Origin of the sequence: Nocardioides sp. NBC_00368, assembly GCF_036090055.1 — a bacterium.
Lineage (GTDB): Bacteria > Actinomycetota > Actinomycetes > Propionibacteriales > Nocardioidaceae > Nocardioides.
In genome coordinates this window covers 1533337-1557545 of the sequence record NZ_CP107970.1, presented here as the reverse complement: position 1 = coordinate 1557545, position 24209 = coordinate 1533337, and the positions used below count along the sequence as shown (strand labels likewise).

The 24209-nt window shown below is 70.6% G+C and carries 23 protein-coding genes; 13 read left to right on the top strand and 10 right to left on the bottom strand.

The genetic code is table 11. The annotated features are described in order from the left end of the window. Nucleotides 1-33 precede the first annotated feature (33 nt). Genes OG984_RS07420 through OG984_RS07405 form a run of 4 tightly spaced genes read left to right on the top strand, consistent with a single transcriptional unit; the run spans nucleotide 34 to nucleotide 4117 of the window. Nucleotides 34-990 (top strand): ABC transporter substrate-binding protein, encoded by a 957-nt coding sequence (locus OG984_RS07420; RefSeq protein ID WP_328530950.1) that lies wholly within the window; start codon nucleotides 34-36, stop codon nucleotides 988-990. Further along, nucleotides 990-2240, top strand: a complete 1251-nt coding sequence (locus tag OG984_RS07415) for a quaternary amine ABC transporter ATP-binding protein (RefSeq protein WP_328530949.1) — start codon at nucleotides 990-992, stop codon at nucleotides 2238-2240. Before OG984_RS07420 ends, OG984_RS07415 begins: the two co-directional genes overlap by 1 nt. After that, complete coding sequence (locus OG984_RS07410) at nucleotides 2233-3144, top strand: ABC transporter permease (protein ID WP_328530948.1); 912 nt, start codon at nucleotides 2233-2235, stop codon at nucleotides 3142-3144. The genes OG984_RS07415 and OG984_RS07410 overlap by 8 nt, the downstream gene beginning before the upstream one ends. A 25-nt stretch (nucleotides 3145-3169) precedes the next feature. Beyond that, complete coding sequence (locus OG984_RS07405; protein WP_328530947.1) at nucleotides 3170-4117, top strand: TauD/TfdA dioxygenase family protein; 948 nt, start codon at nucleotides 3170-3172, stop codon at nucleotides 4115-4117. Here OG984_RS07405 and OG984_RS07400 read toward each other — a convergent pair. Together OG984_RS07400 and OG984_RS07395 are read right to left on the bottom strand one after the other, a co-directional pair. Continuing rightward, complete coding sequence (locus OG984_RS07400; protein WP_328530946.1) at nucleotides 4114-4662, bottom strand: 4-amino-4-deoxy-L-arabinose transferase; 549 nt, start codon at nucleotides 4660-4662, stop codon at nucleotides 4114-4116. The genes OG984_RS07405 and OG984_RS07400 overlap by 4 nt on opposite strands. A 1-nt stretch (nucleotide 4663) precedes the next feature. Further along, the gene (locus OG984_RS07395) at nucleotides 4664-5125 is read right to left on the bottom strand and encodes a hypothetical protein (RefSeq protein WP_328530945.1); all 462 of its coding nucleotides are present in this window, start codon (nucleotides 5123-5125) and stop codon (nucleotides 4664-4666) included. Between the two features lie 100 nt (nucleotides 5126-5225). Here OG984_RS07395 and OG984_RS07390 point away from each other — a divergent pair, with 100 nt between their 5' ends. From OG984_RS07390 to OG984_RS07350, 9 genes are all read left to right on the top strand, one after another. After that, nucleotides 5226-5720 carry an SseB family protein gene (locus OG984_RS07390; RefSeq protein WP_328530944.1) on the top strand — a complete coding sequence of 165 codons (495 nt, stop codon included), beginning with the start codon at nucleotides 5226-5228 and terminating at the stop codon, nucleotides 5718-5720. A gap of 311 nt (nucleotides 5721-6031) precedes the next feature. Next, nucleotides 6032-6775 carry a translation initiation factor IF-3 gene (gene infC / locus OG984_RS07385; RefSeq protein WP_328530943.1) on the top strand — a complete coding sequence of 248 codons (744 nt, stop codon included), beginning with the start codon at nucleotides 6032-6034 and terminating at the stop codon, nucleotides 6773-6775. Nucleotides 6776-6842: 67 nt separating this feature from the next. Continuing rightward, entirely contained in the window at nucleotides 6843-7055 is a 213-nt protein-coding gene (locus tag OG984_RS07380) for a large ribosomal subunit protein bL35 (RefSeq protein WP_008359371.1), read from the top strand. Between the two features lie 45 nt (nucleotides 7056-7100). Next, nucleotides 7101-7484, top strand: a complete 384-nt coding sequence (gene rplT / locus OG984_RS07375) for a 50S ribosomal protein L20 (RefSeq protein WP_008359372.1) — start codon at nucleotides 7101-7103, stop codon at nucleotides 7482-7484. Between the two features lie 118 nt (nucleotides 7485-7602). Next, on the top strand, nucleotides 7603-8358 hold the full coding sequence (locus OG984_RS07370) for a TrmH family RNA methyltransferase (RefSeq protein WP_328530942.1): 756 nt from the start codon (nucleotides 7603-7605) through the stop codon (nucleotides 8356-8358). Between the two features lie 20 nt (nucleotides 8359-8378). Further along, a complete protein-coding gene (locus tag OG984_RS07365) occupies nucleotides 8379-8720 on the top strand; it encodes an iron chaperone (protein WP_328530941.1) in 342 nt (113 codons plus the stop codon). Between the two features lie 34 nt (nucleotides 8721-8754). Next, the gene (locus OG984_RS07360) at nucleotides 8755-9798 is read left to right on the top strand and encodes a MerR family transcriptional regulator (RefSeq protein WP_328530940.1); all 1044 of its coding nucleotides are present in this window, start codon (nucleotides 8755-8757) and stop codon (nucleotides 9796-9798) included. 3 nt (nucleotides 9799-9801) lie between these two features. Continuing rightward, nucleotides 9802-11007, top strand: coding sequence for an MFS transporter (locus tag OG984_RS07355; RefSeq protein ID WP_328530939.1), 1206 nt, complete (start codon nucleotides 9802-9804; stop codon nucleotides 11005-11007). A 9-nt stretch (nucleotides 11008-11016) separates the two neighbouring features. Then, on the top strand, nucleotides 11017-12060 hold the full coding sequence (locus tag OG984_RS07350; RefSeq protein WP_328530938.1) for a sensor histidine kinase: 1044 nt from the start codon (nucleotides 11017-11019) through the stop codon (nucleotides 12058-12060). A 14-nt stretch (nucleotides 12061-12074) separates the two neighbouring features. Here OG984_RS07350 and OG984_RS07345 read toward each other — a convergent pair whose 3' ends face one another. The 8 genes from OG984_RS07345 to OG984_RS07310 are packed head-to-tail and all read right to left on the bottom strand — an operon-like array spanning nucleotide 12075 to nucleotide 24082. After that, nucleotides 12075-14174, bottom strand: a complete 2100-nt coding sequence (locus OG984_RS07345) for an iron ABC transporter permease (RefSeq protein ID WP_328530937.1) — start codon at nucleotides 14172-14174, stop codon at nucleotides 12075-12077. Then, entirely contained in the window at nucleotides 14171-15190 is a 1020-nt protein-coding gene (locus tag OG984_RS07340) for an iron-siderophore ABC transporter substrate-binding protein (RefSeq protein WP_328530936.1), read from the bottom strand. The genes OG984_RS07345 and OG984_RS07340 overlap by 4 nt, the downstream gene beginning before the upstream one ends. Nucleotides 15191-15215: 25 nt before the next feature. Further along, nucleotides 15216-16013: an ABC transporter ATP-binding protein gene (locus OG984_RS07335; protein ID WP_328530935.1), complete on the bottom strand. Its 798-nt coding sequence runs from the start codon at nucleotides 16011-16013 to the stop codon at nucleotides 15216-15218. A 43-nt stretch (nucleotides 16014-16056) separates the two neighbouring features. After that, nucleotides 16057-17271 carry an MFS transporter gene (locus tag OG984_RS07330; protein ID WP_328530934.1) on the bottom strand — a complete coding sequence of 405 codons (1215 nt, stop codon included), beginning with the start codon at nucleotides 17269-17271 and terminating at the stop codon, nucleotides 16057-16059. After that, nucleotides 17268-18035, bottom strand: coding sequence for a respiratory nitrate reductase subunit gamma (narI, locus tag OG984_RS07325; protein ID WP_328530933.1), 768 nt, complete (start codon nucleotides 18033-18035; stop codon nucleotides 17268-17270). The genes OG984_RS07330 and narI overlap by 4 nt, the downstream gene beginning before the upstream one ends. Continuing rightward, a complete protein-coding gene (narJ, locus tag OG984_RS07320) occupies nucleotides 18035-18706 on the bottom strand; it encodes a nitrate reductase molybdenum cofactor assembly chaperone (protein WP_328530932.1) in 672 nt (223 codons plus the stop codon). The genes narI and narJ overlap by 1 nt, the downstream gene beginning before the upstream one ends. Next, nucleotides 18703-20397, bottom strand: a complete 1695-nt coding sequence (narH, locus tag OG984_RS07315; RefSeq protein WP_328530931.1) for a nitrate reductase subunit beta — start codon at nucleotides 20395-20397, stop codon at nucleotides 18703-18705. Before narH ends, narJ begins: the two co-directional genes overlap by 4 nt. A gap of 22 nt (nucleotides 20398-20419) precedes the next feature. Further along, on the bottom strand, nucleotides 20420-24082 hold the full coding sequence (locus OG984_RS07310) for a nitrate reductase subunit alpha (protein ID WP_328530930.1): 3663 nt from the start codon (nucleotides 24080-24082) through the stop codon (nucleotides 20420-20422). Between the last annotated feature and the right edge of the window lie 127 nt (nucleotides 24083-24209).

The following is a 24209-nucleotide window of genomic DNA, read 5'->3' as shown; positions in this document are numbered from 1 at the left end:
TAGACATATATGAACCGATTGGATGGAGCACGCATGCGCCACCCCCAACGCCTTGCCGTCGCCGCCCTCGCCGTCGCGACGACGGCGGGCAGCCTGACGGCCTGCACGACCGCGAGCGAGCGTGACGGTTTCGCCCAGAGCGACTCCGGAGGAGCCGAGGACTCGGTGGTCCTCGCCGAGCAGCCCTGGGTCGACCTCCAGGTCGAGAACGAGGTCGCCGTCCAGATCCTCCGGGAGCTCGGCTACGACGCCAGCATCAAGAAGAACCTGTCCGTCGAGAACGCGGCGACCGCGGTCTCCTCGGGCCAGATCGACGCCTACCTCGGCAACTGGTGGCCCTCCCAGGAGCCCAGCTTCGGCGACCCGATCGAGCAGGGCGACGTCGAGGTGCTCTCCACGATCGTGAAGGGCACCGAGTACGCCCCGGCGATTCCCGGCGACGTCGCCGACCAGCTGGGGATCGAGTCGCTCGCCGACCTCGACGCGAACGGCGCGAGGTTCGGCCGGAAGATCTACGGCATCGAGGCCGGCTCCCCGGGCAACGAGACGATCCAGAAGGCGATCGACGAGGACGCGTACGGCCTGGGCGACTGGAAGCTCGTCGCCAGCGGGACCCCGGCGATGCTCGCCCAGGTCGAGAAGTCGCAGAAGTCGGGCCAGCCGATCGTGTTCCTCGGCTGGAGTCCGCACTGGATGACCGTGCAGTTCGACGCGGCGTTCCTCGAGGACCCCGACAAGGTCTGGGGCGGCGCCGGCGAGATCCGCACCGTCACCCGCAAGGGATTCGAGGACGACAACCCCGAGATCGCCGAGTTCCTGTCCAACCTGAGCTTCAGCACCGACGAGGCCGGGCAGTTCTACTACGACCACGACAAGTCCGGGAAGGAGCTCGCCGACATCGCCGAGGCGTGGATCGACGACAACCCCGAGAAGGTCGCCCGGTTCCTCGACGGGGTCGAGGACGCCGACGGCGAGAAGGCGGAGATCTGATGAGCGAGACCAACACAGAGGCGAACGAGTCGGTCGAGCCCGCGATCGTCGGGCGAGGCTTGAGCAAGGTCTACGGGCTCGGCCGCCGACAGGCCGAGAGGGCGCTGGCCGCCGAGGACCCGCGCGCGGCCGCCGCCGCGGCGGGCGGCTACCTCGGCGCCCATGAGATCGACTTCGAGATCGCCAAGGGCGAGATGTTCGTCGTGATGGGGCTGTCCGGCTCGGGCAAGTCGACCGTGCTGCGGATGATCAACCGCCTCAACGAGCCCAGCGCCGGCGAGCTGCTGATCGACGGCGAGGACATCACCAAGGTGTCCGACCAGCGGCTGCGGGAGCTGCGCAACAACGGCATCGGGATGGTCTTCCAGCACTTCTCGCTGTTCCCGCACCGGACGGTGCGGGAGAACGCGGCGTACGGCCTGAAGGTACGCGGCACCACGAAGCAGGAGCGTCTGGAGAAGGCCGACGCGGCCCTCGAGCGGGTCGGCCTGGGCGGGCGTGGCGACAAGCTTCCCCACGAGCTCTCCGGCGGCATGCGGCAGCGGGTGGGTCTGGCGCGGGCGCTGGCGGTGGATCCGCCGATCCTGCTGATGGACGAGCCGTTCTCGGCGCTCGACCCGTTGATCCGCCGTGACATGCAGGACCTGCTCGTCGATCTCCAGTCCCAGGACCAGCGGACCACGGTCTTCGTCACCCACGACCTCAACGAGGCGATGCGGATCGGCGACCGGGTGATGGTGATGCGGGACGGCGAGGTGATCCAGGTCGCTCCCGGACCCGAGATCGTCGCCCACCCGGCCGACGACTACGTCAGCGAGTTCGTCTCCGACGTGGACCGGGCCCGCGTGCTCAGCGCCGGCGACCTGGTCCGGCCGCCCCGCCTCGTCCTCGACGAGGAGACCACCCGGGCGGACGCGCTGACCAGGCTCGGCGAGAACGAGGTCACCGGTGCCTTCGTGACCGACGCCGAGGACCGGCTGCTCGGCGTGGTGACCGCCGACCGGGTCGCCGACCTGAGCAGCGGCGAGAGCCTGCGCGAAGCGCTCGGCGAGCCCTATGAGCAGGTCGGGCCCGACGACGTCGTCGGCGACTTCATGCAGCTCGCCGGGCGCCAGGTGGTGCCGGTGACCGTGCTCGACGACGACGGCCGGATCGTCGGGGTCGTGCCTCGGGCCGCGATCCTCTCCGCCCTGTCCACGGCCAACGGCACGAGCGCCGACAGCGAGACCAAGCAGGTGGCCCATGCCTGACCTTCACATCGGCGACATCGGCGAGGACGTCATCAACTTCCTCACCGACAACCTCGGCCCGTTCTTCGACGGCATCAAGGAGGCGCTCAACTTCCTGCTCCGGATGGTCTACAACGTGCTCGGCGGGCTGCCGCCGGTGGCGATGATCATCGTGCTCGCCGTGATCGCGCTCCTGGTGACCCGCCAAGTCGTCCTCACCCTGGTACTGACCGTCGGTCTGCTCCTGATCGAGTCGATGGACCTGTGGTACGAGACGATGCAGACCACCACCTCGGTGCTGGTCGCGACGCTCGTGGCGCTGGTGATCGGCATCCCGCTGGGCATCTGGTCGGCCTTCTCGTCGCCGCTGCGGGCGGCGCTGCGGCCAGTGCTCGACCTCATGCAGACGCTGCCCGTCTTCGTCTATCTGCTGCCGACGATCCTCTTCTTCGGGGTCGGCGACGCGCCCGGCCTGGTCGCGACGATCGTGTTCGCCCTCCCGCCCGCGGTCCGGCTCACCCAGCTCGGGATCAACCAGGTCGATGCCGAGACCGTCGAGGCGGCCGAAGCCTTCGGCGCGAGCCGCTGGGAGATCCTGCGCGAGGTGCAGCTCCCGCTGGCCAAGGAGTCGATCATGACCGGCGTCAACCAGGTCATCATGCTCGCGCTCTCGATGGTCGTCGTGGCCGGCCTGGTCGGCGGCTCAGGCCTCGGCGGCGTCGTGGTCAACGCCGTCCAGGGCCTCCAGATCGGCGCCTCGATCGAGGGCGGCCTCGCGGTCGTCGTCATCGCGATCTACCTCGACCGGGTCTCCGCCGCCCTCGGTGGCCAGCGTGGCCTGGCACCGTCCTGGTGGCCGAAGAGGCTCGGCCGCGGCGGAGGAGCCCCTGCGAAGACGGCCGAGCCCGAGCCCATTCCCGCCTGACTTCATCCCTGATCGGAGAACGAACGTGACCATCACCGAGCTGCACCGGCCCGCCGATGTCGTCGAGACGCCCTCGGGCGTACGGGTCCGCCGTGCCGGCGCCCGGATCGGCGCCGTCATCGAGGGGCTGCGCCTGGCCGAGGCCGACGACACCCAGATCCAGGACGTACGCAGCGCCCTGCTGCGCCACAAGGTGCTCTTCTTCCGGGGCCAGGACGGGCTCACCGACGAGGACCAGAGCGCCTTCGCGGCCCGGTTCGGGGAGCTGACGACCGCACACCCGACGGTCAACACCGGCTCCGGCCGGGTGCTCCGGGTCACCGCCAACGCCGGCATGGCGGCCAACGCGTGGCACACCGACGTCACCTTCGTCGACCGGGTCCCGGCGATCTCGGTGCTGCGCGCGGTCACCCTGCCGCCCTACGGCGGCACCACGATCTGGGCGAACACCGCGGCCGCCTACGACCGGCTCCCGGCACCCCTGAAGGCGCTGGCCGACGAGCTGTGGGCGGTGCACACCAACTCCTACGACTACGCCCAGCGCGACGAGGAGCACGAGCAGCCCGACGCCAACTACTCCCGCGACGACTTCGCCTCGATCCACTTCGAGACCCGGCACCCGGTCGTCCGCGTCCACCCCGAGACGGGGGAGCGGTCCCTGGTGCTCGGCTCGTTCGTGAAGGAGTTCGACGGGCTCACCTCCACCGAGTCGATCCACCTCTTCAACCTGCTCCAGGACCGCGTCACCAAGCTCGAGAACACGATCCGTTGGGGCTGGCAGCCCGGCGACGTGGCGATGTGGGACAACCGGGCGACCCAGCACTACGCGGTCGTCGACTTCGACCACCACCCGCGCGAGATGCGGCGGGTCACGGTCGCCGGCGACGTACCGCTCTCGGTCGACGGGCGGCGCTCCGTCGTGCTCCAGGGCGACGCACGGGCCTACAGCCGCCTCGACGAACTCATCTCCTAGGTCTGCACGACGACGTCGGCGCGGGCCGCGGTCAGGTTTTCGGCGAAGTGCTCGGCCTCGGCGCCCGCCCAGGCGTCCCAGTGGGGTGCGAAGGTGTCGCCGTCGCGAGCGATGCCGCGCGACCTGCGCAGCTCGACCGGCGCGTCGACCCAGGCCAGGGCGGTGCAAAAACTGTCGTAGGCCGCCGCTCCGCTGCCCACGCCCTCGACGACGAGCAGCGGGCACGGCGGGACCATGACCGTCTCGGCAAAGCCGCCTCGGTGCCAGTCGTAGCGGCGGTAGGAGCCGGGAGCGCCCTCGACGAGGGGGAGCAGGATCGTCTCGAGCTGGGCGATGCCGTCCCCGAGACCGTCCCAGCCGGCGTAGAGGTCGTCCATGTGGATCACCGGAGCCTCGGTCATCTCGGCCAGGGCGGTGGCGAGGGTCGTCTTCCCGGAGCCGGCGGGGCCGTCGACGCAGACCAGCCGCCCGGGGCCGAGGGTGGCCGGGCGGCTCATCGCGATCGTCAGCAGATCCGCGGCGGGCTGGACGCTCGGGTCGATCAACTCAGGAGATGCCGTACTTCTTCAGGATGTCGTTGACGTCGGCCAGGTCGTCGTCATCGTCGTCGAGGACCGGGCCCTTGGCGGCCTTCGGGGCGGCCTTCGGGGCGGTGACAGAGGCGGGGCCGGCCGGGGCGCCGGCCTCCTTCCGCGCGGCCCGGCTGGGCTTCTCCTTGGTGGGCAGCACCCGGGCCACGAAGATCAGCACGATCGCCAGCGCGGCGATGCCGAAGCCGATCCAGACGGTCGGGCTGAAGACGAGCCGCGCGGCCCAGTCGGCGATCGCGTCCACGATCCTGCCGCCGGCACGCAGCAGCCCGGTCAGGTAGGCGGCCGGGGCGAGCAGCGTCCACCCCAGGCCCTTCACGCCGGCGCCGAGACCGCGCCGTCGGAACGCGATCCACGTCCAGATCGCGCCCAGCACGGTGAGCGCGGCGGCTAGTGCGAGGTAGGCGCCTTGGTCCATGCCTCCAGACTCCCACAGCGGCGGTGATGCGGCACCCGGACTGTCCCCGATATCGGCCCTGATCTTCGGCTGGTGCTCATGCTGGGGTTCAATGGAGGCGATGAACGACAAGCGACTCCTCGGCACTGCGTTTCCCGGCGACACCGGCGAGACCAGCCCCGAGGTCGTGGCCGTGATGAGGTCGTACGCAGCGGGCCGGGCCACCCAGGCCGACGTGCTCACCACGCTCGCCGCCGCCCGGGTGCTCGTCCCGGTCGTCGCGGTGCTGGGCGAGGTCGAGGTCGACGAGGCCGGTCTGGCCCACGACAAGACCTCCGACATGGCTACCGTGCTGCTCACCGGCGCCGACGGGCGCCAGGCGCTGCTCGGGTTCACCGGCACCGCGTCGCTCCAGGCGTGGCAGGCCGACGCCCGGCCCGTCCCGGTCTCCCTGCGCGACGCCGCGCGGGCCGCCGTCCACGACGGTGCCGACGCGCTCGTGCTCGACCTCGCCGGCCCGGTCCCGTTCGCGATCGAGGGCGACGACCTGCGCAAGGTGGCCGAGGGGTGGCAGCTGGCGACCGTCGGGCCGCGTACGGCCTGGGTGCGACCCTGAGGGTCTGCCCTTGACGCTCCGGGCGCCCTGGGGATTGGGACGGCGGGGAATGTTGCAGTAGTGTTCCGTGTTGACCGATCAGCCGACGTACGCCGTCGGTTCGATCCAACAAGCGGAGATCACGACAGCGTTCTCCCACCCGCATCGACCGTAAGCAACAAAGGTCGTCGGGTCCGGTCCCGAAGACAGTGCCGCACGAATTCGTGGGGCATCGGATTCGGTGGTGCAAGCCCTCGCATGGGTGAGCGTCATGACTGGCTTCCGCTTGTGACAATTTCCAGCGGAAGCCCTTTTTCATTTCCGGACCGCCCGTGCACGCGGCCCGGAAAGCAAGATCCAGAGCCTCCGCAGCCACAACAACTGGAGGACACATCAGCACTGAGCTTCGTATCAACGACCGGATCCGGGTTCCCGAGGTCCGCCTCGTTGGTCCCAACGGAGAGACGGTCGGCATCGTGCCGACCCCTGACGCGCTGCGCCTGGCCCAGGAGGCCGACCTCGACCTGGTCGAGATCGCCCCGCAGGGCAAGCCGCCGGTCTGCAAGCTCATGGACTACGGGAAGTTCAAGTACGAGAACGCCCAGAAGGCCCGTGAAGCCCGTCGAAACCAGACGAACGTGATCATCAAGGAGATGAAGCTTCGTCCGAAGATCGACAAGCACGACTACGAGACCAAGAAGGGTCACGTCGTGCGGTTCCTCAACGCTGGGGACAAGGTCAAGATCACGATCATGTTCCGTGGTCGTGAGCAGCACCGTCCCGAGCTCGGCTTCCGCCTGCTGCAGCAGCTGGCCGACGACGTCCAGGAGCTGGGCTTCGTCGAGTCCTCGCCGAAGCAGGACGGCCGCAACATGATCATGGTGCTCGGCCCTCACAAGAAGAAGGCCGACGCCAAGGTGGAGGCGAAGACGGCCAAGGAGGAGAAGGCCGCCGAGCGTGCCGCCGACGAGGCCGCCGAGAAGGCGGAGCGTACGGCTGCGAACGCCGCCCGTCCGACCTCGACCCCGAAGGTCAAGCGCCGCTCGGAGAACCTCGACCCCGACATCGACCTCTGAGTCGATCCCCTGACTTCCGCCGCCGCGGCGCCCCGTGACCGGCCGGACGACGAGAGAAGGAAGAACTATGCCGAAGAACAAGACCCACTCCGGTTCCAAGAAGCGCTTCAAGGTGACCGGTTCCGGGAAGATCCAGCGCCTGCAGGCCGGCCGCAAGTCCGGCGCTGCGTTCGCCTCCGCGCCGACGACCGGCTCGCGCAAGAAGCACCGTCGCAACGCTGGTCTGGTGGAGCTCGCCCCCGCCGACGTCAAGCGCGCGAAGAAGCTGCTCGGTCGCTGAGCGCCGATCACCCGAAACTTTCCCTAGCATTCAAGGAGCACTGAAATGGCACGCGTCAAGCGCGCAGTGAACGCTGCGAAGAAGCGTCGCACCACCCTCGAGCGGGCCTCCGGTTACCGGGGCCAGCGCTCGCGCCTCTACCGCAAGGCGAAGGAGCAGGTCACCCACTCGCTGGTCTACTCCTACAACGACCGCCGCAAGAACAAGGGCAACTTCCGTCGCCTGTGGATCCAGCGGATCAACGCTGCGGCGCGCGCCGAGGGCATGACCTACAACCGCTTCATCCAGGGTCTCAACCTGGCCGGCATCGAGGTCGACCGCAAGATCCTCGCCGACCTCGCCGTCAACGACGTGGCCGCGTTCAACGCGCTCGTCGCCCAGGCCAAGGCCGCTCTGCCGGAGGACGTCAACGCCCCGGCGAACGCCTGAGTCTGACTCCGATCGTGGGAGTCTTGGTGTCACCTGGTGGCACCGGGACTCCCACGTTCCATTTGCATGCGTACTCGATCACGGGGTGAGTGATTTGCTGTCGTCGGGGAACTCCCGCTTGAAAGAGATCCGTAAGCTCGGCCGCCGTTCGGTTCGTGCGGAGCGAGGTCTCTTCCTGGCCGATGGTCCGAAGGCGGTCGAGGGCGCGCTCGGCACGGTGTTGGATTCCGGGGCGAGTTGCGTGCAGGAGATCTTCGCCACCGAGGCGGGGGCGGAGACGTACGCCGCACTGCTGGCGGGTTCGCCGGTGACGCTCGTCGAGGACCGGGCCATGGCCGGCCTGTCCGACTCGGTGACGCCGGCCGGTGTGGTGGCGCTGTGCCGCTTCCTCGACGTCCCGCTCGCCGACATCACCGGTCCGCTCGTGGTGATCTGCGCCGACGTACGCGATCCCGGCAACGCCGGCACGGTCATCCGCTGCGCGGACGCCGCCGGAGCGTCCGGGGTGATCCTGGCCGGCGACTCGGTCGACCTCTACAACCCCAAGACGATCCGGGCCTCGGTCGGCTCCGCCTTCCACCTCCCGGTCGCGGTCGAGCGCGACCCGGTGGCCGCGGTGAAGGCCGCCAAGGCGGCAGGGCTGACCGTCCTGGCCGCAGACATGCACGGCACCGCGGACCTGTTCACCGCCGACGACCTCCTCGCCCGGCCCACCGCCTGGCTGATGGGCAACGAGGCCTGGGGTCTCCCGCCGGAGCTGGCCGCCGAGGCCGACGAGATCGTGAGCATCCCGATCTTCGGGAAGGCCGAGTCGCTCAATCTCTCCACCGCCGCGGCGCTCTGCCTCTACGCGAGCGCCCGCGCCCAGCGCTGAACCCGCCTATGGTTGGGGTCGTGAGCGACCCTGTGATGGCCTACCTGGCCGGCGTCGAGCCGGCGAAGCGAGCCTTGATCGAGCACTACTACGACCTCGTGCTCGAGCTGTTCCCGGAGGCCGTCCCCGGCACGAAGTACGCGATGGCGTGCTACACGCTTCGTGGGAAAGGGCTGGTCTCGGTGATGGCGACCAGGGCCGGCCTGTCGGTGATCCCGTTCAGCGGAAGTCTCAACGCCCAGGTCGCCGGCGACTTCGAGGTCTCCGAGGGTGGTGGCTCGCTCTACTGCACCCTCGAGCGTCCGTTGCCCGACGACGCCTTCGCCGAGCTCGTCCGTCTGCGGGCGGCTCAGATCGGTTGACCTTCATCTCACCTGAAGGCCGATGGTTGCGGGCATGGACGATCCACTGCTGACGATCGGGGCGTTCGCGCGGGCCGTGGGCCTGACCGCGAGCGCGCTACGTCACTACGACGAGTGCGGGTTGCTGGTGCCGGCCGAGGTCGACTCGGGGACCGGGTACCGCTACTACACCCCCGAGCTCGCCGACCGGGCCCGGCTGATCGTGGGGATGCGGGAGGCGGGCGTCCCGATCGAGACGATGCGGGTCGTGCTCGACTCCTCCGCCGCGGAGGCCAGGGCCGCGCTGGCGGCGTTTCTCGAGGAGCAGACGGCGCGCACGGGGCGCGCCGAGGAGGCCGTACGCGGCGTGCTGGCCGTCGTCGACGCCGGCCCTGCCGCCAGGCCGGCGCTCGTGGAGGTGCCCGGTCCCGTGCTGGCCGCGGCGATCCGGCAGGTGCGGCACGCGGCCGAGTCCGATCCCGCCTCCGAGCTGGCCTCCGTCCTCATCGACGTCGACGGCGCCGGGGTGGACGTGGTGGCGACCAACCGCTACTGGATGGCGGTGCGGGAGCTGCCGGCGGCCGCCGAGGGGGACGGTGGCCGAGCGGTGCTGTCCCTGCCGGACGCCGCCGCCCTCGCGGACCGGCTCGATGCGATCGCGACCGCCGAGCTGCGGATCGCCGACGGCACCCTGACCCTCGCCGGCCACGAGCTGGGCCGCGATGCGACCTACCCGGCCCATCGCCTCGTGCTGGCCGGCCTGGAACCGGCCGGCACCCGTGCCGTGCTCGCCAAGGCCGACCTGCTCGCCGGGCTCGACGCGGCCGCCTATGCCGAGGTCGACCTGTTCCTGGGCGACCAGACCCGGCTCCGCTCGCCGCACACCGCCGAGCAGAGCGACGTACGCGGCGTGGTGACCGGTCCGCCGGCCCGGCTCCGGCTCGGCACGGCCCTGTTCGGCCGCGCCCTGGCGGCATGCCTGGGTGAGGAGGTGCAGCTGGCGGTGACCGCCCCGGACCGGCCGGTGGTCGTCACCTCGCCCTATCAGCCCGGCTTCACCGCGCTGGTCATGCCCGTGCGCCATCACCCCGAGGACTGACCCGTGGGAGCGACCACGGGCCGGGGGTTCCGCCCCTGGCTGGCCGCGTCGACCGCTTCGGTCTTCGGCGACTCGGTGACCTTCTTCGCGATCGGCTGGGCCGCGGCCGGCTTCGGAGCCGACGCGGCCAGCCTGGTGCTGACGATCGAGGGCATCCCGCTGGCCGTGCTGGTGCTGGCCGGGGGAGTGCTGGCCGACCGGGTCGGTATCCGGCGGACGATGGCCGCGTGCGACGCCGCGATGGTGCTGGTCATGGCCGCGTTCGCGGTCGGCGCGATCGGCGGCGCGGAGCTGTGGATGCTGGTCGCCGTCGGTGCCCTCTCGGGCACGCTCCAGGCACTGCGGCGACCGGCCGAAGGCGTCTTCCCTCGGCTGTTCGGCTCCGAGGACCTGGACCGGCGGATGGCGCTGGTGGGCTCGGCCCACCAGATCGCTCGCACCGCCGGACCTGCTGCCGGCGGCTTCCTGATCGGCCACGGCGGGCTGCCGCTGACCGCCGGCCTGGACGCGGCGACGTTCGCCCTCGTCCTGGCCGCGCTCCTCCTGGTGCGCCCACCGCACGAGCCGGCTCCAGAGCCCGCCCAGGGCTCGGTCTGGCGCAGTCTGGCCGACGGCGCGCGGTCGGCACGACGCACCCCAGGGGTCGTCCCGGTCCTCGTCGCCATCACCGGCCTCGCCGCCTCGGTCCTTCCGCTGGTCATGCTCGCCCTGCCCTTGGCCGGCCGCGAGCGCGGCTGGACCGCGGCGGAGACCGGGCTCGTCTCCGGCGCCTGGGTGGCCGGAGGACTGGTGATGACCCTCGTCGTCGCCCGCCGGGGAGCGCCACGGGCGCCGGTCGCGGTGGCCGGCCCCGTGATCGCGGCTGCCGGGGTGGGCCTGCTGGCGCTGCGTACGGAGATCTGGGTGGGGGTGCTCGCGATCGGCCTGGTCGGTGTCGGCACCACGATGCTGACCACCTACCTCCTGCCGGCCTACGTCGCCCGCACGCCACCCGAGATGCTGGCCCGGTTCTCGAGCCTGACCCAGCTGGCCCAGACCGGCCCGGTCCTGGTCGCGACACCGCTGCTCGGCGCGGCGGCCGGGGTCGACGTACGGCTGGCGCTGGCTGTCGTCGCGGTGCTGCTGCTGGCGACCGTCCCGGCCGCCGCGCGGGTCGCCCGACAGGCAATCGTTAGGAGTAGCGACCCCACGTCGGTCTCCTCGGTCTAGGGTGGCGGCGTGGACGCCAGAGAACTCGCCGATGCCCTGCCCGACGGTGTCGTCGTCGCCGACGCCGATGGCGTGGTTGTCCTGGTCTCCGCCCTGGCCGGGCGGATGCTCGGCGTGGACCCCGACGCGAGCCTCGGGCGGCCGCTGGGTGACGTACTCACGCTGAGCAACACCGACGGACACACCTGGACCAAGGTCAACCGGCCCTACGAGACCCTGCCGACCGTCACCGGCACCCCGGAGCAGGCCTGGCTGCTGCCCGACGGCACCGAGGTGCTGGTCGTCTCGACGATCCGGCGCCCGGCGCTGGACGCAGCGGTCGACCAGGTCTCGATCTCGCTGCGGTCGGGACGTGGTCGCAAGCGCCTCGACCGTGAGCGGTCCGACCTGGTCGCCACCGTCGCCCACGAGCTGCGCTCACCGCTGACGGGTGTCAAGGGATTCGTGCAGGCGCTCCTGAACCGGTGGGACAAGCTCAACGACGACCAGAAGAAGCTGATGCTCAGGACGGTCGCCTCCGACTCCGACCGGCTCTCCCGGCTGATCGCCGAGCTCCTCGACGTCGCCCGGATCGACACCGGCCGGCTCCAGCTCTACCCGCGCGGCAGCGACGCGACCGTGCTGGTCACCCGCGTGGTCGAGTCGGTGCGCTCGGCGACCTCGCGGCCGATCGAGCTCGACATCGCAGCCGACCCCGACGATCTCGAGATCCACGCCGACCCGGACAAGTTCACCCAGGTCGTCACCAACCTGGTCGAGAACGCCGTACGCCACGGTGACGGTGTCGTCACCGTGAGCCTCGGCACCCTGCCTGACGACCCCGACCAGGTCCTGCTGGTGGTCGAGGACCACGGCGAGGGCATCCCCACGGAGCTGCGCCAGCGCGTGTTCACCAAGTTCTGGAAGCACGGCGCCCGCGGCGGCTCGGGCCTGGGCCTCTACATCGTCGGCGGCCTGACCAAGGCCCACGGCGGCTCGGTCAGGATCGCCGATGCCGACGGCGGCGGGGCTCGCATCGAGGTCGGCTGGCCCCGGAATCCGCCGTCGGCCTGAGAGTCACCTCCCGCTCACGGCCTGGACCGGGCCAGCAGGAAGATGAAATACGGCGCGCCGATGAGCGCGACGACGAGACCCGCCGGGATCTGGGCGGGACTGATCGCGGTGCGGCCGATGGCGTCGGCGACCACGAGGAGCAGCGCACCGACCAGGATGGCGACCGGGACGACGCGTACGGCCCGGCCACCGACGAGGGCGCGCGCGATGTGCGGCGCGACCAGGCCGACGAAGCCGACCACGCCGACCGCGGAGACGGCCATCGCGGTGAGCACCGCGGCGGTCAGCAGGATCAGCAGCCGCACCCGCTCCGAGGGGACCCCGACGAGCCGTGGGGTGTCCTCGTCCAGCGTGAGCAGGTCGAGCTCGCGGCGCACCATGAAGGCGATCGGGACCGCGACGGCCAGGGCGACCGCGACCGGGACGACCTGCTCCCAGCTGCGACCGTAGGTCGAGCCGGACAGCCAGGTGTAGATCCGTGGTGTGTCCCAGGGGTTGGAGCGCACCAGCAGGAAGGTGCTGAGGGAGACCGACCCGTACCAGACGCCGATCCCGATGAGGACCAGCCGGTCGGTGTCGATCCCGTGCCGCCAGGCCAGGCCGTAGACCAGACCGAAGGCGACCAGGGATCCGATCGTCGCGGCGACGAGCATCGTGGTCGTCGAGGCGGCCGCCGAGCTGCCGCCGCTCCAGCCGGAGGACAGCCCGGTCACCACGATGACCGCGCCCACCCCGGCTCCGCCGGTGATGCCGAGGATCCCCGGCTCGGCCAGCGGGTTGCGGCACGTCGCCTGGACGAAGGTGCCCGCCAGGGCGAGTGCGCCACCGGCGAGCACGGCCGCACCGACCCGGGGTGCGCGCTCGTCGAGGGCGAACTGGACCAGTGGGATGCCCTGGTTCTGCAGCCAGGCGACGATGTCGCCGGTGTAGAGCCACTGGTGTCCGGCGAGCAGGCCGACCACGGTGGCCCCGACGGTCAGCGCCAGCAGGAGGACGAGCACCACCAGGAAGCGGAGCCGGCTGCGGATGGTGACGGTCGCACCCGGCGGGCGGCGGGTCGGCCCGGAGTCGCGCCCGCCGCGGGCGAGGAGCACCATCACGACCGCACCCGCGATCGTCGTGGTCACCCCGGTGGGCACGGACATCGCCTCGTCGGCGCCGAGCACGGCGCGGACGAGGACATCGGCCACGACGACGACGAGGGCACCCACCAGACCCGCGGCCGGCAGGAGCACCGCGTGCCGGTTCAGCGTCGGTACGAGCCGGCCGAGCAGGCGGACGAGGACCGGGGCGCACAGCCCGACGAAGCCGATCGGCCCCGCCAGCGTCACCGACGCCGAGGTGAGCAGCACCGCGAGCACGGTCCCGATCGCACGGGTCGAGCGGACCGGGACCCCGAGCACCGAGGCGGCGTCGTCGCCGGCGGAGAGCAGGTCGAGGCGGCGGGCCAGCAGCAGACCGCAGACCGTCGCCACCAGCACCACCGGCGCCACCTGCCAGAACGCCCGCAGCCCGAGCTGGCTCAGCGACCCGCTGCCCCAGGCGAACAGGCTCGTGGTCTCCTCGGAGTAGAGGATGAGCAGCGTCGAGGTGGCGGCCTGGAGGGCGAGCGCGACGGCCGACCCGGCCAGGATCAGCCGGGTCGTCGACGTACCGGCGCCCCCGGCCAGGGCGAGGACGATGCCGGCGGCAACGAGACCACCGAGGAAGGCCGTGATGCCGGAGGCCCACAACGGGACGGAGAGGCCGAAGGCGGCGACCAGCGTGACCGCGAAGTAGGCGCCGCCGGTCACCGCGAGGGTGTCGGGAGCCGCCATGGCGTTGCGGGCGAGCGACTGCAGGAGCGCGCCGGCGACGCCCAGGGCGAACCCGACCGCGATACCCGCGGCGAGCCGGGGGATCCGCGAGCCGGTGATGATCTCCATCGTCGACGCGGTGGCGCCGTGCGACTGCTCACGTCCGAGCAGCGCGTCGAGGAAGTCTGCGGGGCCGACGCCCGAGGTGCCCTGGGTGAGATGCCAGCCGGCGGTCAGCAGCAGCCCGGCGAGCAGGCACAGGAGGACGACACTGGCACCTCCGGCACCTGCCCGCGGGGCTTTGACGGCATCGGTCACTTGCTGAGCAGGTCGACGTACGCGTCCAGGACCTGCTCGGCGGACCGCGGGCCACCGAAGGTCCAGATGCCCTCGGGGAACGCGTGGGTGCGGCCCTCGCTGACGGCGGGGATCGACTTCCAGACGTTGTTCTTGGCGAGCTCGGCGTTGATGTCGCCGGCGGGGTCGACGGTGCCGGTGTGGAAGAAGGTGGCGTCGCCGAGCGTGGTCATACCCTCGATGTCGGTCTGCCCGAGGCCGTACGCAGGGTCGACCTCGCCCGTCCAGGCGTTCTTCAGCCCGATCTCCTCGCCGAGCTCACCGATGAGCGAGCCCTGGCCGAACGGGCGGATCGCGACGTTGGCGCCGTCGATCCAGCCGTCGAAGTAGACGAACTCGGTGCCTGCGGCGTCGGCCTCGGCGACGGCCTTCTTGGAGTCGGCGAGCTTGTCCTCGAAGTCACCGACGACGGCCTCGGCCTGCGCCTCGCGGCCGGTGGCCTCGGCGATCATCTCGAAGGTCGTCACCATGTTGGCGACCGGGTCCTTGGCGTCGGCGCCCTTGGTGGCCAGGACGGGGACGTCGTACTTGGCGAGCTGCTTGAGGATCTCGTCCTCGGCGGTGTAGGCCTCGACGACGATCAGGTCGGGGTCGGTGCCGAAGAGGGTCTCCAGGTTCGGCTCGCCCCGGGTGCCGACATCGGTGACGTCCTCGCCGAGCTCCTCGGCGGTGTCCCAGGTGCGGTAACCCTTGGCGTCGGCCACGGCGACCGGGTCCACGCACAGGCTGAGAAGGTCCTCGGTCTGCTGCCACTCGAGGACGGCGACCCGCTCGGCCGGCTTGTCGAGCTCGACCTTGTTGCCGAAGGAGTCGGTCAGGCTGACCGCGCCGGTCGAGGTCTCGACCCCCTCGCAGCCGGCGGAGGCCTTCTTCTCGGACGGCTCGGTCTCGGCGGCGGTGGTGGTCTGGCCGCAGGCGGCGAGCAGCAGGGCCGCGCAAGCCGTCGTCAGGGCAGCCGTCGTCGTACGTCGAATCATGTCTTCCTCTTCGTGTCCGCCGGCGTCAGCGCCGGGCGTGATGCCTGCCGCGTGGCTCGACCCGGACGCGCCCGGTCTCCAGATCGGAGGTCACCTCGATCGGGAGTCCGTACACCTCAGAGAGGTGTTCGGCGGTGAGCACGTCAGCGGGTTCGCCGGTGGCGTGCACAACGCCGTGGTGCAGCAGTACGACCTGGTCCGCCACGGCGGCGGTCTGGTTCAGGTCGTGCAGGACGACGCCGATGGCCGTCCCGTGGTGGTCCGCGAGGTCGCGGACCAGGTCCAAGATCTCGACCTGGTAGCGCAGGTCGAGGTGGTTGGTGGGCTCGTCGAGCAGCAGCACGCCGGTGTCCTGGGCCAGGCAGCTGGCCAGCCACACACGCTGCAGCTCGCCACCGGAGAGCTGGTCGACGGGCCGGTCCGCCATCCGCGCGGTGCCGGTCAGCTCCAGCGCCCGGTCGATGCTCGCCAGGTCGTCCTCGGTGAGGGCGGCGAAGCGCCGGCGGTGGGGGTGACGGCCGAACCCGACGATGTCGCGCACGGTCAGACCGGAGGGGTGCGGACGCGACTGGGACAGCAGCGTCACCCGGCGCGCGAAGTCCCGCGCGCCCAGCGGGGCGCTGTCGTCGCCGTCGAGCGAGACCGATCCCGAGGTCACCCGGTGCAACCGGGCGAGGGAGCGGAGCACGGTCGACTTTCCCGAGCCGTTCGGGCCGATGAGAGCGGTGACCCGGCCCGACTCGAGGCCGATCGAGACTCCATGGACGACGGTGGCGCGGGCGTAGCCGAGAACCAGGTCGTGACCGGAGAGCGCAGGGGGCATGAGGTGAGGCTAGCCTAACTAAGGCGAGCCTGTCTCCGGGGGTCTACGAAATGGCCGCTCCCGCCCGCCTCCGGATCCCGAACAGCGTGTAGGCCAGGGCGATCGCCGCCACGACGCACAACAACAGCAGCCCGGTCGTGTAGGAGTGCGAGGCGGCGTCGTAGGTCGCCCCCATCACCAGCGGAGGGAAGAACCCACCGAGCCCTCCGGCCGCGCCGACCAGTCCGGTGACCGACCCCACCCGGGCCGGCGGAGCCAGCTGGGCCACCCAGGTGAAGACGGCGCCGGTCCCGAGGCCCAGGAAGGCGGCCATGAGCACGAACACCGCACCGGCGGGGACCTCGAGCGGTGGCGTCAGGGACATGAGCACCGCGAGGACGGCCGCGCCGCCGAAGGAGACCGAGGCGATCGTACGGGGCCCGACCTTGTCGGACAGGACACCGCCGAGCGGGCGGCACAACACCGCCGCGACGGCGAACCCGGCGGTGCGGGTGCCCGCCGCGGTGAGGTCGAAGTCGTAGACGTCCTTGAGGAAGGTCGGCAGATAGGTGGAGAACGCCACGAAGCCGCCGAAGGCCACGGCGTACAGGAACGACATCTGCCAGGTCACCGGAAGCTTGAGGGCCGCGACCAGCTTCGGGAGCACCGGGTCGGTGTTGGGGCGCCAGGTGGGCGCGTCCGCGAGCGTGAACCACATCAGCACCGCCGAGGCGACCAGGGCGATCGTGATGATCACGTGGGTCGTGGTGTAGCCGAACCACTCGACGAACCGCGGCGTGAAGAAGGCCGACAGCGCGGTGCCGCCCATGCCCATCCCGAAGACGCCGGTCGCGAAGCCACGCCGGGACTGCTGATACCACGCGTTGGCGAACGGGATCCCCACCGCGAAGGTCGTCCCGGCGATGCCGAGGAAGAAGCCGAACACCAGCAGCAGCGCGAACGAGCCGATGTTGCCCGCCAGCGCGACCAGCAGGACGAAGGGTGCCGCGGCCAGCATCAGCACCGGGAACATGGTCCGGCCGCCGTAGCGGTCGGCGAGCGCGCCGGCGAGGATCCGGCCGACCGATCCGACCAGTACCGGTGTCGCGACCAGGATCGACTTCTCGCCGGCCGAGAGGGCCAGGTCACCGGTGTAGCGGACCCCGAGCGGCGCGATCATGTTCCAGGCCCAGAAGCTGATCGTGAACGCCCAGGTGGCCAGCAGGAGATTCCTGAGCTGTCCGCTCTGGGTCTTGGTGGACGCGGTCTGCGTGGTCATCGGGCCTCCCGGTCGAAGGTGCCGGTGCCGGCCCAGCCGGGCCGCTCCGGGCGGGCGCCGGCACGCGGACGTACGTCCCGGCTGCGATAGACGATGTAGGGACGGAACAGGTAGTGCACCGGCGCGGTGAACGCATGCACCAGGCGGGTGAACGGCCAGATCGTGAAGAGAAGCAGACCGACCAGCACGTGGACGTGGAACTGGATCGGCGCGGCGGCCATCGCCTCCACGTCGGGGCGCAGGACGAACAGGGAGCGGAACCAGGGCGAGACCGTCTCGCGGTAGTCGTGCGCCTGGTCTCCGTCGGCGACCGCGACCACGGTGGTCCACAGACCCAGCACGATCGCTGCCACCAGGACGACGTACATGACCTTGTCGTTCGTGGTGGTGGCCATGAAGACCGGCCCGGTCGTACGCCGCCGGTAGACCAGCAGCGCCAGGCCCGCCAGGGTGCAGACGCCGGCGATCAGGCCCCAGAAGAGGGCGTTGCCGTGGTAGACGCCCTCGGAGATCCCCATCGCCTCGGTCCAGGAGGCGGGAACGAGCAGACCCGCGGCGTGGCCGACGATGACGACCAGGATGCCGAAGTGGAACAGCGGTGACCCGATCCGCAGCAGCCGGGACTCGTAGAGCTGCGAGGACCGCGTCGTCCAGCCGAACTTGTCGTAGCGGTAGCGCCACCAGGTACCGACGACGAGGACGGCGATGGCCAGATAGGGCAGCACGCCCCACAGCACCACGTCCCATCCGGAGGCCGTGGTCATCAGCGAGCCCCCATCATCGTGGCCGCTGATCCCGGGCGAGCGGTCGGGAACGGCAGCATCTCCAGGCCGACGGACTCCGCGGGCGGTCCGACCTGCGCCATGGCGAGCGCCTCCTGCCGGTCACGTGCCGACGGCCCGGGGAGGGTCGCGCAGACCGCGGCGAGGACGTCGGCGTACGCCGACCCGCGCTCGACCAGGGAGAGCCGGATCAGCTCGAGCGCCGACCGGTTCTCGATGAGCAGCCGACGCCCGCCCTCGGGATCGGCCAGGGCTGCGTACTCCAGCACCATCGGCAGGTGGTCGGGCAGCTCGCCGTGGGTGTCCACGACCCAGCCCTCGCCCTTCGTGGTGCCGTCGCGAAGGCGTGCCTTGAAGTCCGCGAGCGACTCCCCGCGGCGCCGGGTGTCACCGTCGCGCCAGTAGGACAGGTGCAGCGTCTGGCGGCGGTGCAGGTCGAACAGCTCGACATAGACGTGCTGCAGCGCGTGCGGGTCCTGGCGGGCCAGGGTGTCCACGAAGCCGCGCAGCAGGGCGACCGGCTCGGAGGCGGGCTGCTCGTCGAGCGCGCTGCGCAGCAGCGGGAGCTTCGCGATCAGGTCGTCGTCGGGGTAGCCGAGGCACCAGGCGGCGACCTGGTGGACGACGCGCCAGTCCTGCGTACGCCGCTTCATGACCGTGCCTCTCGCTCGGTGCCCGGCCTCTCCGGGCTGTGCTTGTCGGGGAACAGTCCCTCCGGCGTCCCGTTGCCGTCCCAGTTGAGCAGGTTGACCCGTCCGCGCAGGGTGTCGTCGGAGGCCGCGGCGTCGGTGGTCTGGCGCTGCTTCAGCGCGTGGTAGGTCTCCACGGCCACCGGGACGGGACGTCCGCTGGCCTCGCCGAGAGGGCCGGAATCGTACATTCCGGGCCCGTCGTCGAAGTCGAGCGAGCAGCCCATCTCCTCGAGGTCGTGGGCCTGCTCGGCGTGGGCGGTGGGGATGACGTACCTCTCCTCGTACTTCGCGATGCCGAGCAGGCGGTACATCTCGTAGACCTCCTCCTCGCTCATCCCGACCGCGGCGGGGATCGACGCGTCCGGGTCGCGGCCGAGGGTGACGTCGCGCATGTAGGCGCGCATGGCCGCCAGCTTCTTGAGCACGAGGTCGACGACGGCGGTGTCGCCGGCGGTGAAGAGCTCGGCCAGGTACTCCACCGGAATCCGCAGGGAGTCGATCGCGCCGAAGAGGTTGGGTGCGGCCTCGGCGTCGTGACCCTGCTCCTTGAGCAGGTCGACGACGGGGGAGAGCGGCGGGACGTACCAGACCATCGGCATGGTCCGGTACTCCGGATGCAGCGGCAGCGCGACCCGGTAGTCCTTGATCAATGCGTGGACCGGCGAGCGGCGGGCGGCCTCCAGCCAGTCCTCGGGGATGCCCTGCCTCCTGGCCTCGGCGAGGACCTGCGGGTCCTTCGGATCGAGGATGACGTCGAGCTGGGCGGCGTAGAGGTCCTGCTCCGAGGTGGCCGAGGCCGCGCCGGTCACCGCGTCGGCGTCGTAGAGGATCAGGCCCAGGTAGCGCAGCCGGCCGACGCAGGTCTCCGCGCACACCGTCGGCAGCCCGACCTCGACGCGGGGGTAGCAGAGCGTGCACTTCTCGGCCTTGCCGGAGCGGTGGTTGAAGTAGATCTTCTTGTAGGGGCACCCGGTGACGCACTGGCGCCAGCCGCGGCAGCGGTCCTGGTCGACGAGGACGATGCCGTCCTCGGCCCGCTTGTAGATCGCACCCGACGGGCACGACGCCATGCACGAGGGGTTGAGGCAGTGCTCGCAGATGCGGGGCAGGTAGAACATGAAGGTCTGCTCGAGCTCGAACCTGATCCGCTCGTTCGACTCCTCGCGGATCTTCTGCACGATCGGGTCGAGGTGGCCGTGCTCCATCGAGCCGCCGAGGTTGTCGTCCCAGTTGGCCGACCAGGTGATCTTGGTGTCCTCGCCGGTGATCAGGCTCTTGGGGCGGGCGACCGGGAAGTCGTCGCCGAGCGGGGCGTCGATGAGGGTCTGGTAGTCGTAGGTCCAGGGCTCGTAGTAGTCGTCGAGCTCGGGCTGGACGGGGCTGGAGAAGATGGTGAGCAGCTTCTTGACGCGTCCGCCGGCCTTGAGGCGCAGGTTGCCCCTCCGGTCCAGCGTCCAGCCGCCGCGCCATCGCTCCTGGTCCTCGTAGCGTCTCGGGTAGCCCTGGCCGGGGCGGGTCTCGACGTTGTTGAACCAGACGTACTCGGTGCCGGCCCGGTTGGTCCAGGCCTGCTTGCATGTCACCGAGCAGGTGTGGCAGCCGATGCACTTGTCGAGGTTCATCACCATCGCCATCTGAGCCATGAGTCTCATGAGGTCGCTCCGCTCCGGGGCATCAGTAGGTCACCTTCTGCGATCGCTTGCGGACCGTGGCGACCATGTCTCGCTGGTTGCCGGTCGGGCCGAGGTAGTTGAACGTGTAGGAGAGTTGGGCGTAGCCGCCGATGAGGTGGCTGGGCTTGATCAGCAGCCGGGTGGCGGAGTTGTGGATCCCGCCGCGTCTGCCGGTGGTCTCCGACTTCGGTACGTCGATGGTGCGGTCCTGGGCGTGGTGCATGTAGACGACGCCCTCGGGCATCCGGTGGGAGACGACGGCACGGGCTACCACGACGCCGTTGGCGTTGGTGGCCTCGACCCAGTCGTTGTCGCGTACGTCGATGGCCTCGGCGTCCTGCGGCGACATCCAGACGGTGGGACCGCCCCGGGAGAGGGAGAGCATGAACAGGTTGTCCTGGTACTCGGAGTGGATCGACCACTTCGAGTGCGGGGTCAGGTAGCGGACGGTGACCTGGGCGGCGCCGTCCGGGCCGATCCGGGGCTCGCCGAAGAGCCGGTGCATGTCCAGCGGTGGACGGTAGAGCGGCATCGCCTCACCGATGTCGGTGAGCCAGTCGTGGTCGAGGTAGAACTGCATCCGCCCGGTCAGCGTGTGGAACGGCTTGAGACGCTCGATGTTGACCGTGAACGGGGCATAGCGGCGGCCGCCGGTCTCCGATCCGGACCATTCCGGCGAGGTGATCACCGGCACCGGGGCGGACTGCGTCTGGGCGAAGGTGATCCGCTTCTCCTCCGAGCCCTCGGCGAGGTCGGCGAGCCTCTTGCCGACGCGCTGCTCGAGGGTCTTGAAGCCCTGGACGGCGAGCTCGCCGTTGGTGGTGCCCGAGAGGAGCAGGATCGCCTCGGCCAGCTTCTCGTCGGTGTCGATCGCCGGGCGGCCCGCCGCCGGACCGCTCGGCATGACGCCGGTCTGCCGGGCCAGCTTCGCGGTCTGCTCCTCCACCCGGTAGGTGATGTTCTTGACCGTGAAGCCCAGGGTGTCGGCCAGCGGCCCGACCGAGGCCAGCTTGTCGGCGATCGCGGTGTAGTCCCGCTCGACCACGGCGATCACCGGCCGGGTCTGGCCGGGGTCGGCGGGGGTCTCGCCAGGGGTGTCGTGCTGGAGCGGGACGCTGACGATGTCCTTGCGGGTGCCGAGGTGCTTGCGGGCGAGGTCGGAGAGCTTCTCGGCCAGGCCGTGGAAGAGGTCGAAGTCGGTCCGCGCCTCCCAGGGCGGGTCGATCGCGGGGGTGAAGGCGTGCACGAACGGGTGCATGTCGGTGGAGGAGAGGTCGTGCTTCTCGTACCAGGTCGCCGCCGGGAGGACGACGTCGGAGAGCAGTGTCGTCGAGGTCATCCGGAAGTCGGCCGAGACGAGCAGATCGAGCTTCCCCTCCGGCGGTTGGTCGTGCCAGTGGACGCCCTTCGGGCGTGGGGTGTTGGGGTTCTCGGTGCCGAGGACGTTGTGGTGCGTGCCCAGCAGGGTGCGCAGGAAGTACTCGTTGCCCTTCGCCGAGGAGCCGAGCAGGTTCGAACGCCACAGCACCAGCGTCCGCGGCCAGGCGCTGGGGGCATCGATGTCGGCGATGGCGGGCCGGAGGGTGCCCTCGGCCAGGGCGGTCTCGACGTAGGCGGTGGGATTCTCGGCGTATCCGGCGGTGACGGCCTTCGCTGCCTCGTCGGCGACGTCGAGCGAGCTGCGGTCGAACTGCGGGTAGAAGGGCATCCAGCCCTTGGCCGCGGAGGTGGCGATCACGTCGGCGGTGTGCCCGCGCAGGTGTCCCTCGGCCAGCGGCGAGGCCAGGGAGTCAGCGCTGTAGCCGTCGTTGCGCCACTGCCCGGTGTGCATGTACCAGAACGAGGTGCCGGTCATCGTCCGTGGCGGCCGAGACCAGTCGAGGCCGTTGGCGAGCGAGATCCAGCCGGTGATCGGGCGGCACTTCTCCTGCCCGACGTAGTGCGCCCAGCCGCCGCCGTTGCGGCCCATGCAGCCGGTCAGGATCAGCAGGGACAGGATCGAGCGGTAGATCGTGTCGCCGTGGAACCACTGGCACACGCCGGCGCCCAGGATGATCATCGACCGGCCCCGGGACTCCTCGGCGTTCGTGGCGAACTCCCGGGCGATCCGGAGGCAGGCCTCGGCCGGGACCGAGGTGATCTCCGCCTGCCAGGCCGGGGTGTAGGGCACGTCCGGGTCCTCGTAACCGTCCGGCCACAGGCCGGGCAGTCCGTCGCGGCCCACGCCGTACTGCGCCAGCATCAGGTCGAAGACGGTCGTCACCAGCTGGCCGCCGACGCGGGTGGCGGGAACCCCGCGGCGCAGCACCTCTCCGGTGCCGTCGGGGCTGGTGAACGCCGGCAGCAGCAGCTCGACGGCCTCGCCGTCTCCGTGGAGGGTGAGCCGGGGACGTACGCCGTCCAGGTCGAGGTTCCACCTGCCCTTCCCGGAGTCGGCGTAGCGGAAGCCCATCGAGCCGTTCGGGACGACCGGGGCGCCCGAGCCCTCGTCGATGACCACGGTCTTCCAGCGGTCCTCCGGCGGTGTCTCCCCGGTCAGCGGGTCGAGGAGAGGGCCGAGGTCGGCAGCGGTGAGGAACCTCCCGGGGACGTACGCTCCGTCCTTCTCCTCGAGACGGACGAGGTGAGGCAGGTCGGTGTAGGTGCGGACGTAGTCCTCGAAGAACGGGGTCTGCCTCTCGACGAAGAACTCGCGCAGGATCACGTGGCCCATGGCCATCGCCAGCGCGGCGTCGGTGCCGGCCTGGGCGGGCAGCCATTCGTCGGCGAACTTGGTGTTGTCGGCGAAGTCGGGACTGACCGTGACCACCTTGGTGCCGCGGTAGCGGACCTCGGCCATCCAGTGGGCGTCGGGGGTGCGGGTGACCGGGACGTTCGATCCCCACATCATCAGGTAGGTCGAGTCCCACCAGTCGCCGGACTCCGGCACGTCGGTCTGGTCGCCGAAGACCTGAGGAGAGGCGACCGGGAGATCGGCGTACCAGTCGTAGAAGCTGGTCATGACCCCGCCGATGAGCTGGGTGTAGCGGGTGCCGACACAGTGGGAGACCATCGACATCGCCGGGATCGGCGAGAAGCCGATGTTGCGGTCGGGGCCGTGGGTCTTGATGGTGTGGACCTGTGCGGCGGCGGCGATCTCGAGCGCCTCGTCCCAGCTCGCCCGCACCAGGCCGCCCTTCCCACGCGCCTGCTGGTAGCGGCGGCGGCGCGCAGGGTCCGACTGGATGTCGGCCCAGGCCTCCACCGGGTCCCCGCCCGTGCGGCTCTTGGCCTCCCGGAAGAGGTCGAGGAGCACACCGCGTACGTAGGGATACCTGACGCGCGTGGGGGAGTAGGTGTACCAGGAGAAGGCCGCCCCGCGAGGACAGCCGCGGGGTTCGTACTCCGGTCGGTCGGGGCCGACGGAGGGGTAGTCGGTCTGCTGGGTCTCCCAGGTGATGATGCCGTCCTTGACGTACACCTTCCACGAGCACGAGCCGGTGCAGTTCACCCCGTGGGTGGATCTGACCACCTTGTCGTGGCTCCAACGGTCCCGGTAGAACACGTCACCGGCCCGGCCGCCCTCGCGGAAGACCGCGCGACCGTCGTCGGTCTCGTCCCATCTGGTGAAGAAGCGACCTGTCTTGAGTAGGAGGTCGCTAGCCGGGCCGTCTACTCGGGGCATGCTTTTACTATCACTCCGGCAACGGAAGAGATACAAGGACCGCAGGACCTTGACAACGTGTCGACGGTGGCGGTTCGCACGCCCGCGCGCGAGGTCCGCGGGATGTCCGGTTCGCGCGCGGACGGGC

Bases quoted from the DNA above. Each gene is read 5' to 3' on its own strand.
- OG984_RS07420 (WP_328530950.1), top strand. From the start codon at position 34: ATGCGCCACCCCCAACGCCTTGCCGTCGCCGCCCTCGCCGTCGCGACG.
- OG984_RS07415 (WP_328530949.1), top strand. From the start codon at position 990: ATGAGCGAGACCAACACAGAGGCGAACGAGTCGGTCGAGCCCGCGATC.
- OG984_RS07410 (WP_328530948.1), top strand. From the start codon at position 2,233: ATGCCTGACCTTCACATCGGCGACATCGGCGAGGACGTCATCAACTTC.
- OG984_RS07395 (WP_328530945.1), bottom strand. From the start codon at position 5,125: ATGGACCAAGGCGCCTACCTCGCACTAGCCGCCGCGCTCACCGTGCTG.
- OG984_RS07390 (WP_328530944.1), top strand. From the start codon at position 5,226: ATGAACGACAAGCGACTCCTCGGCACTGCGTTTCCCGGCGACACCGGC.
- OG984_RS07380 (WP_008359371.1), top strand. From the start codon at position 6,843: ATGCCGAAGAACAAGACCCACTCCGGTTCCAAGAAGCGCTTCAAGGTG.
- rplT (WP_008359372.1), top strand. From the start codon at position 7,101: ATGGCACGCGTCAAGCGCGCAGTGAACGCTGCGAAGAAGCGTCGCACC.
- OG984_RS07360 (WP_328530940.1), top strand. From the start codon at position 8,755: ATGGACGATCCACTGCTGACGATCGGGGCGTTCGCGCGGGCCGTGGGC.
- OG984_RS07340 (WP_328530936.1), bottom strand. From the start codon at position 15,190: ATGATTCGACGTACGACGACGGCTGCCCTGACGACGGCTTGCGCGGCC.
- OG984_RS07335 (WP_328530935.1), bottom strand. From the start codon at position 16,013: ATGCCCCCTGCGCTCTCCGGTCACGACCTGGTTCTCGGCTACGCCCGC.
- OG984_RS07330 (WP_328530934.1), bottom strand. From the start codon at position 17,271: ATGACCACGCAGACCGCGTCCACCAAGACCCAGAGCGGACAGCTCAGG.
- narI (WP_328530933.1), bottom strand. From the start codon at position 18,035: ATGACCACGGCCTCCGGATGGGACGTGGTGCTGTGGGGCGTGCTGCCC.
- narJ (WP_328530932.1), bottom strand. From the start codon at position 18,706: ATGAAGCGGCGTACGCAGGACTGGCGCGTCGTCCACCAGGTCGCCGCC.
- narH (WP_328530931.1), bottom strand. From the start codon at position 20,397: ATGAGACTCATGGCTCAGATGGCGATGGTGATGAACCTCGACAAGTGC.
- OG984_RS07310 (WP_328530930.1), bottom strand. From the start codon at position 24,082: ATGCCCCGAGTAGACGGCCCGGCTAGCGACCTCCTACTCAAGACAGGT.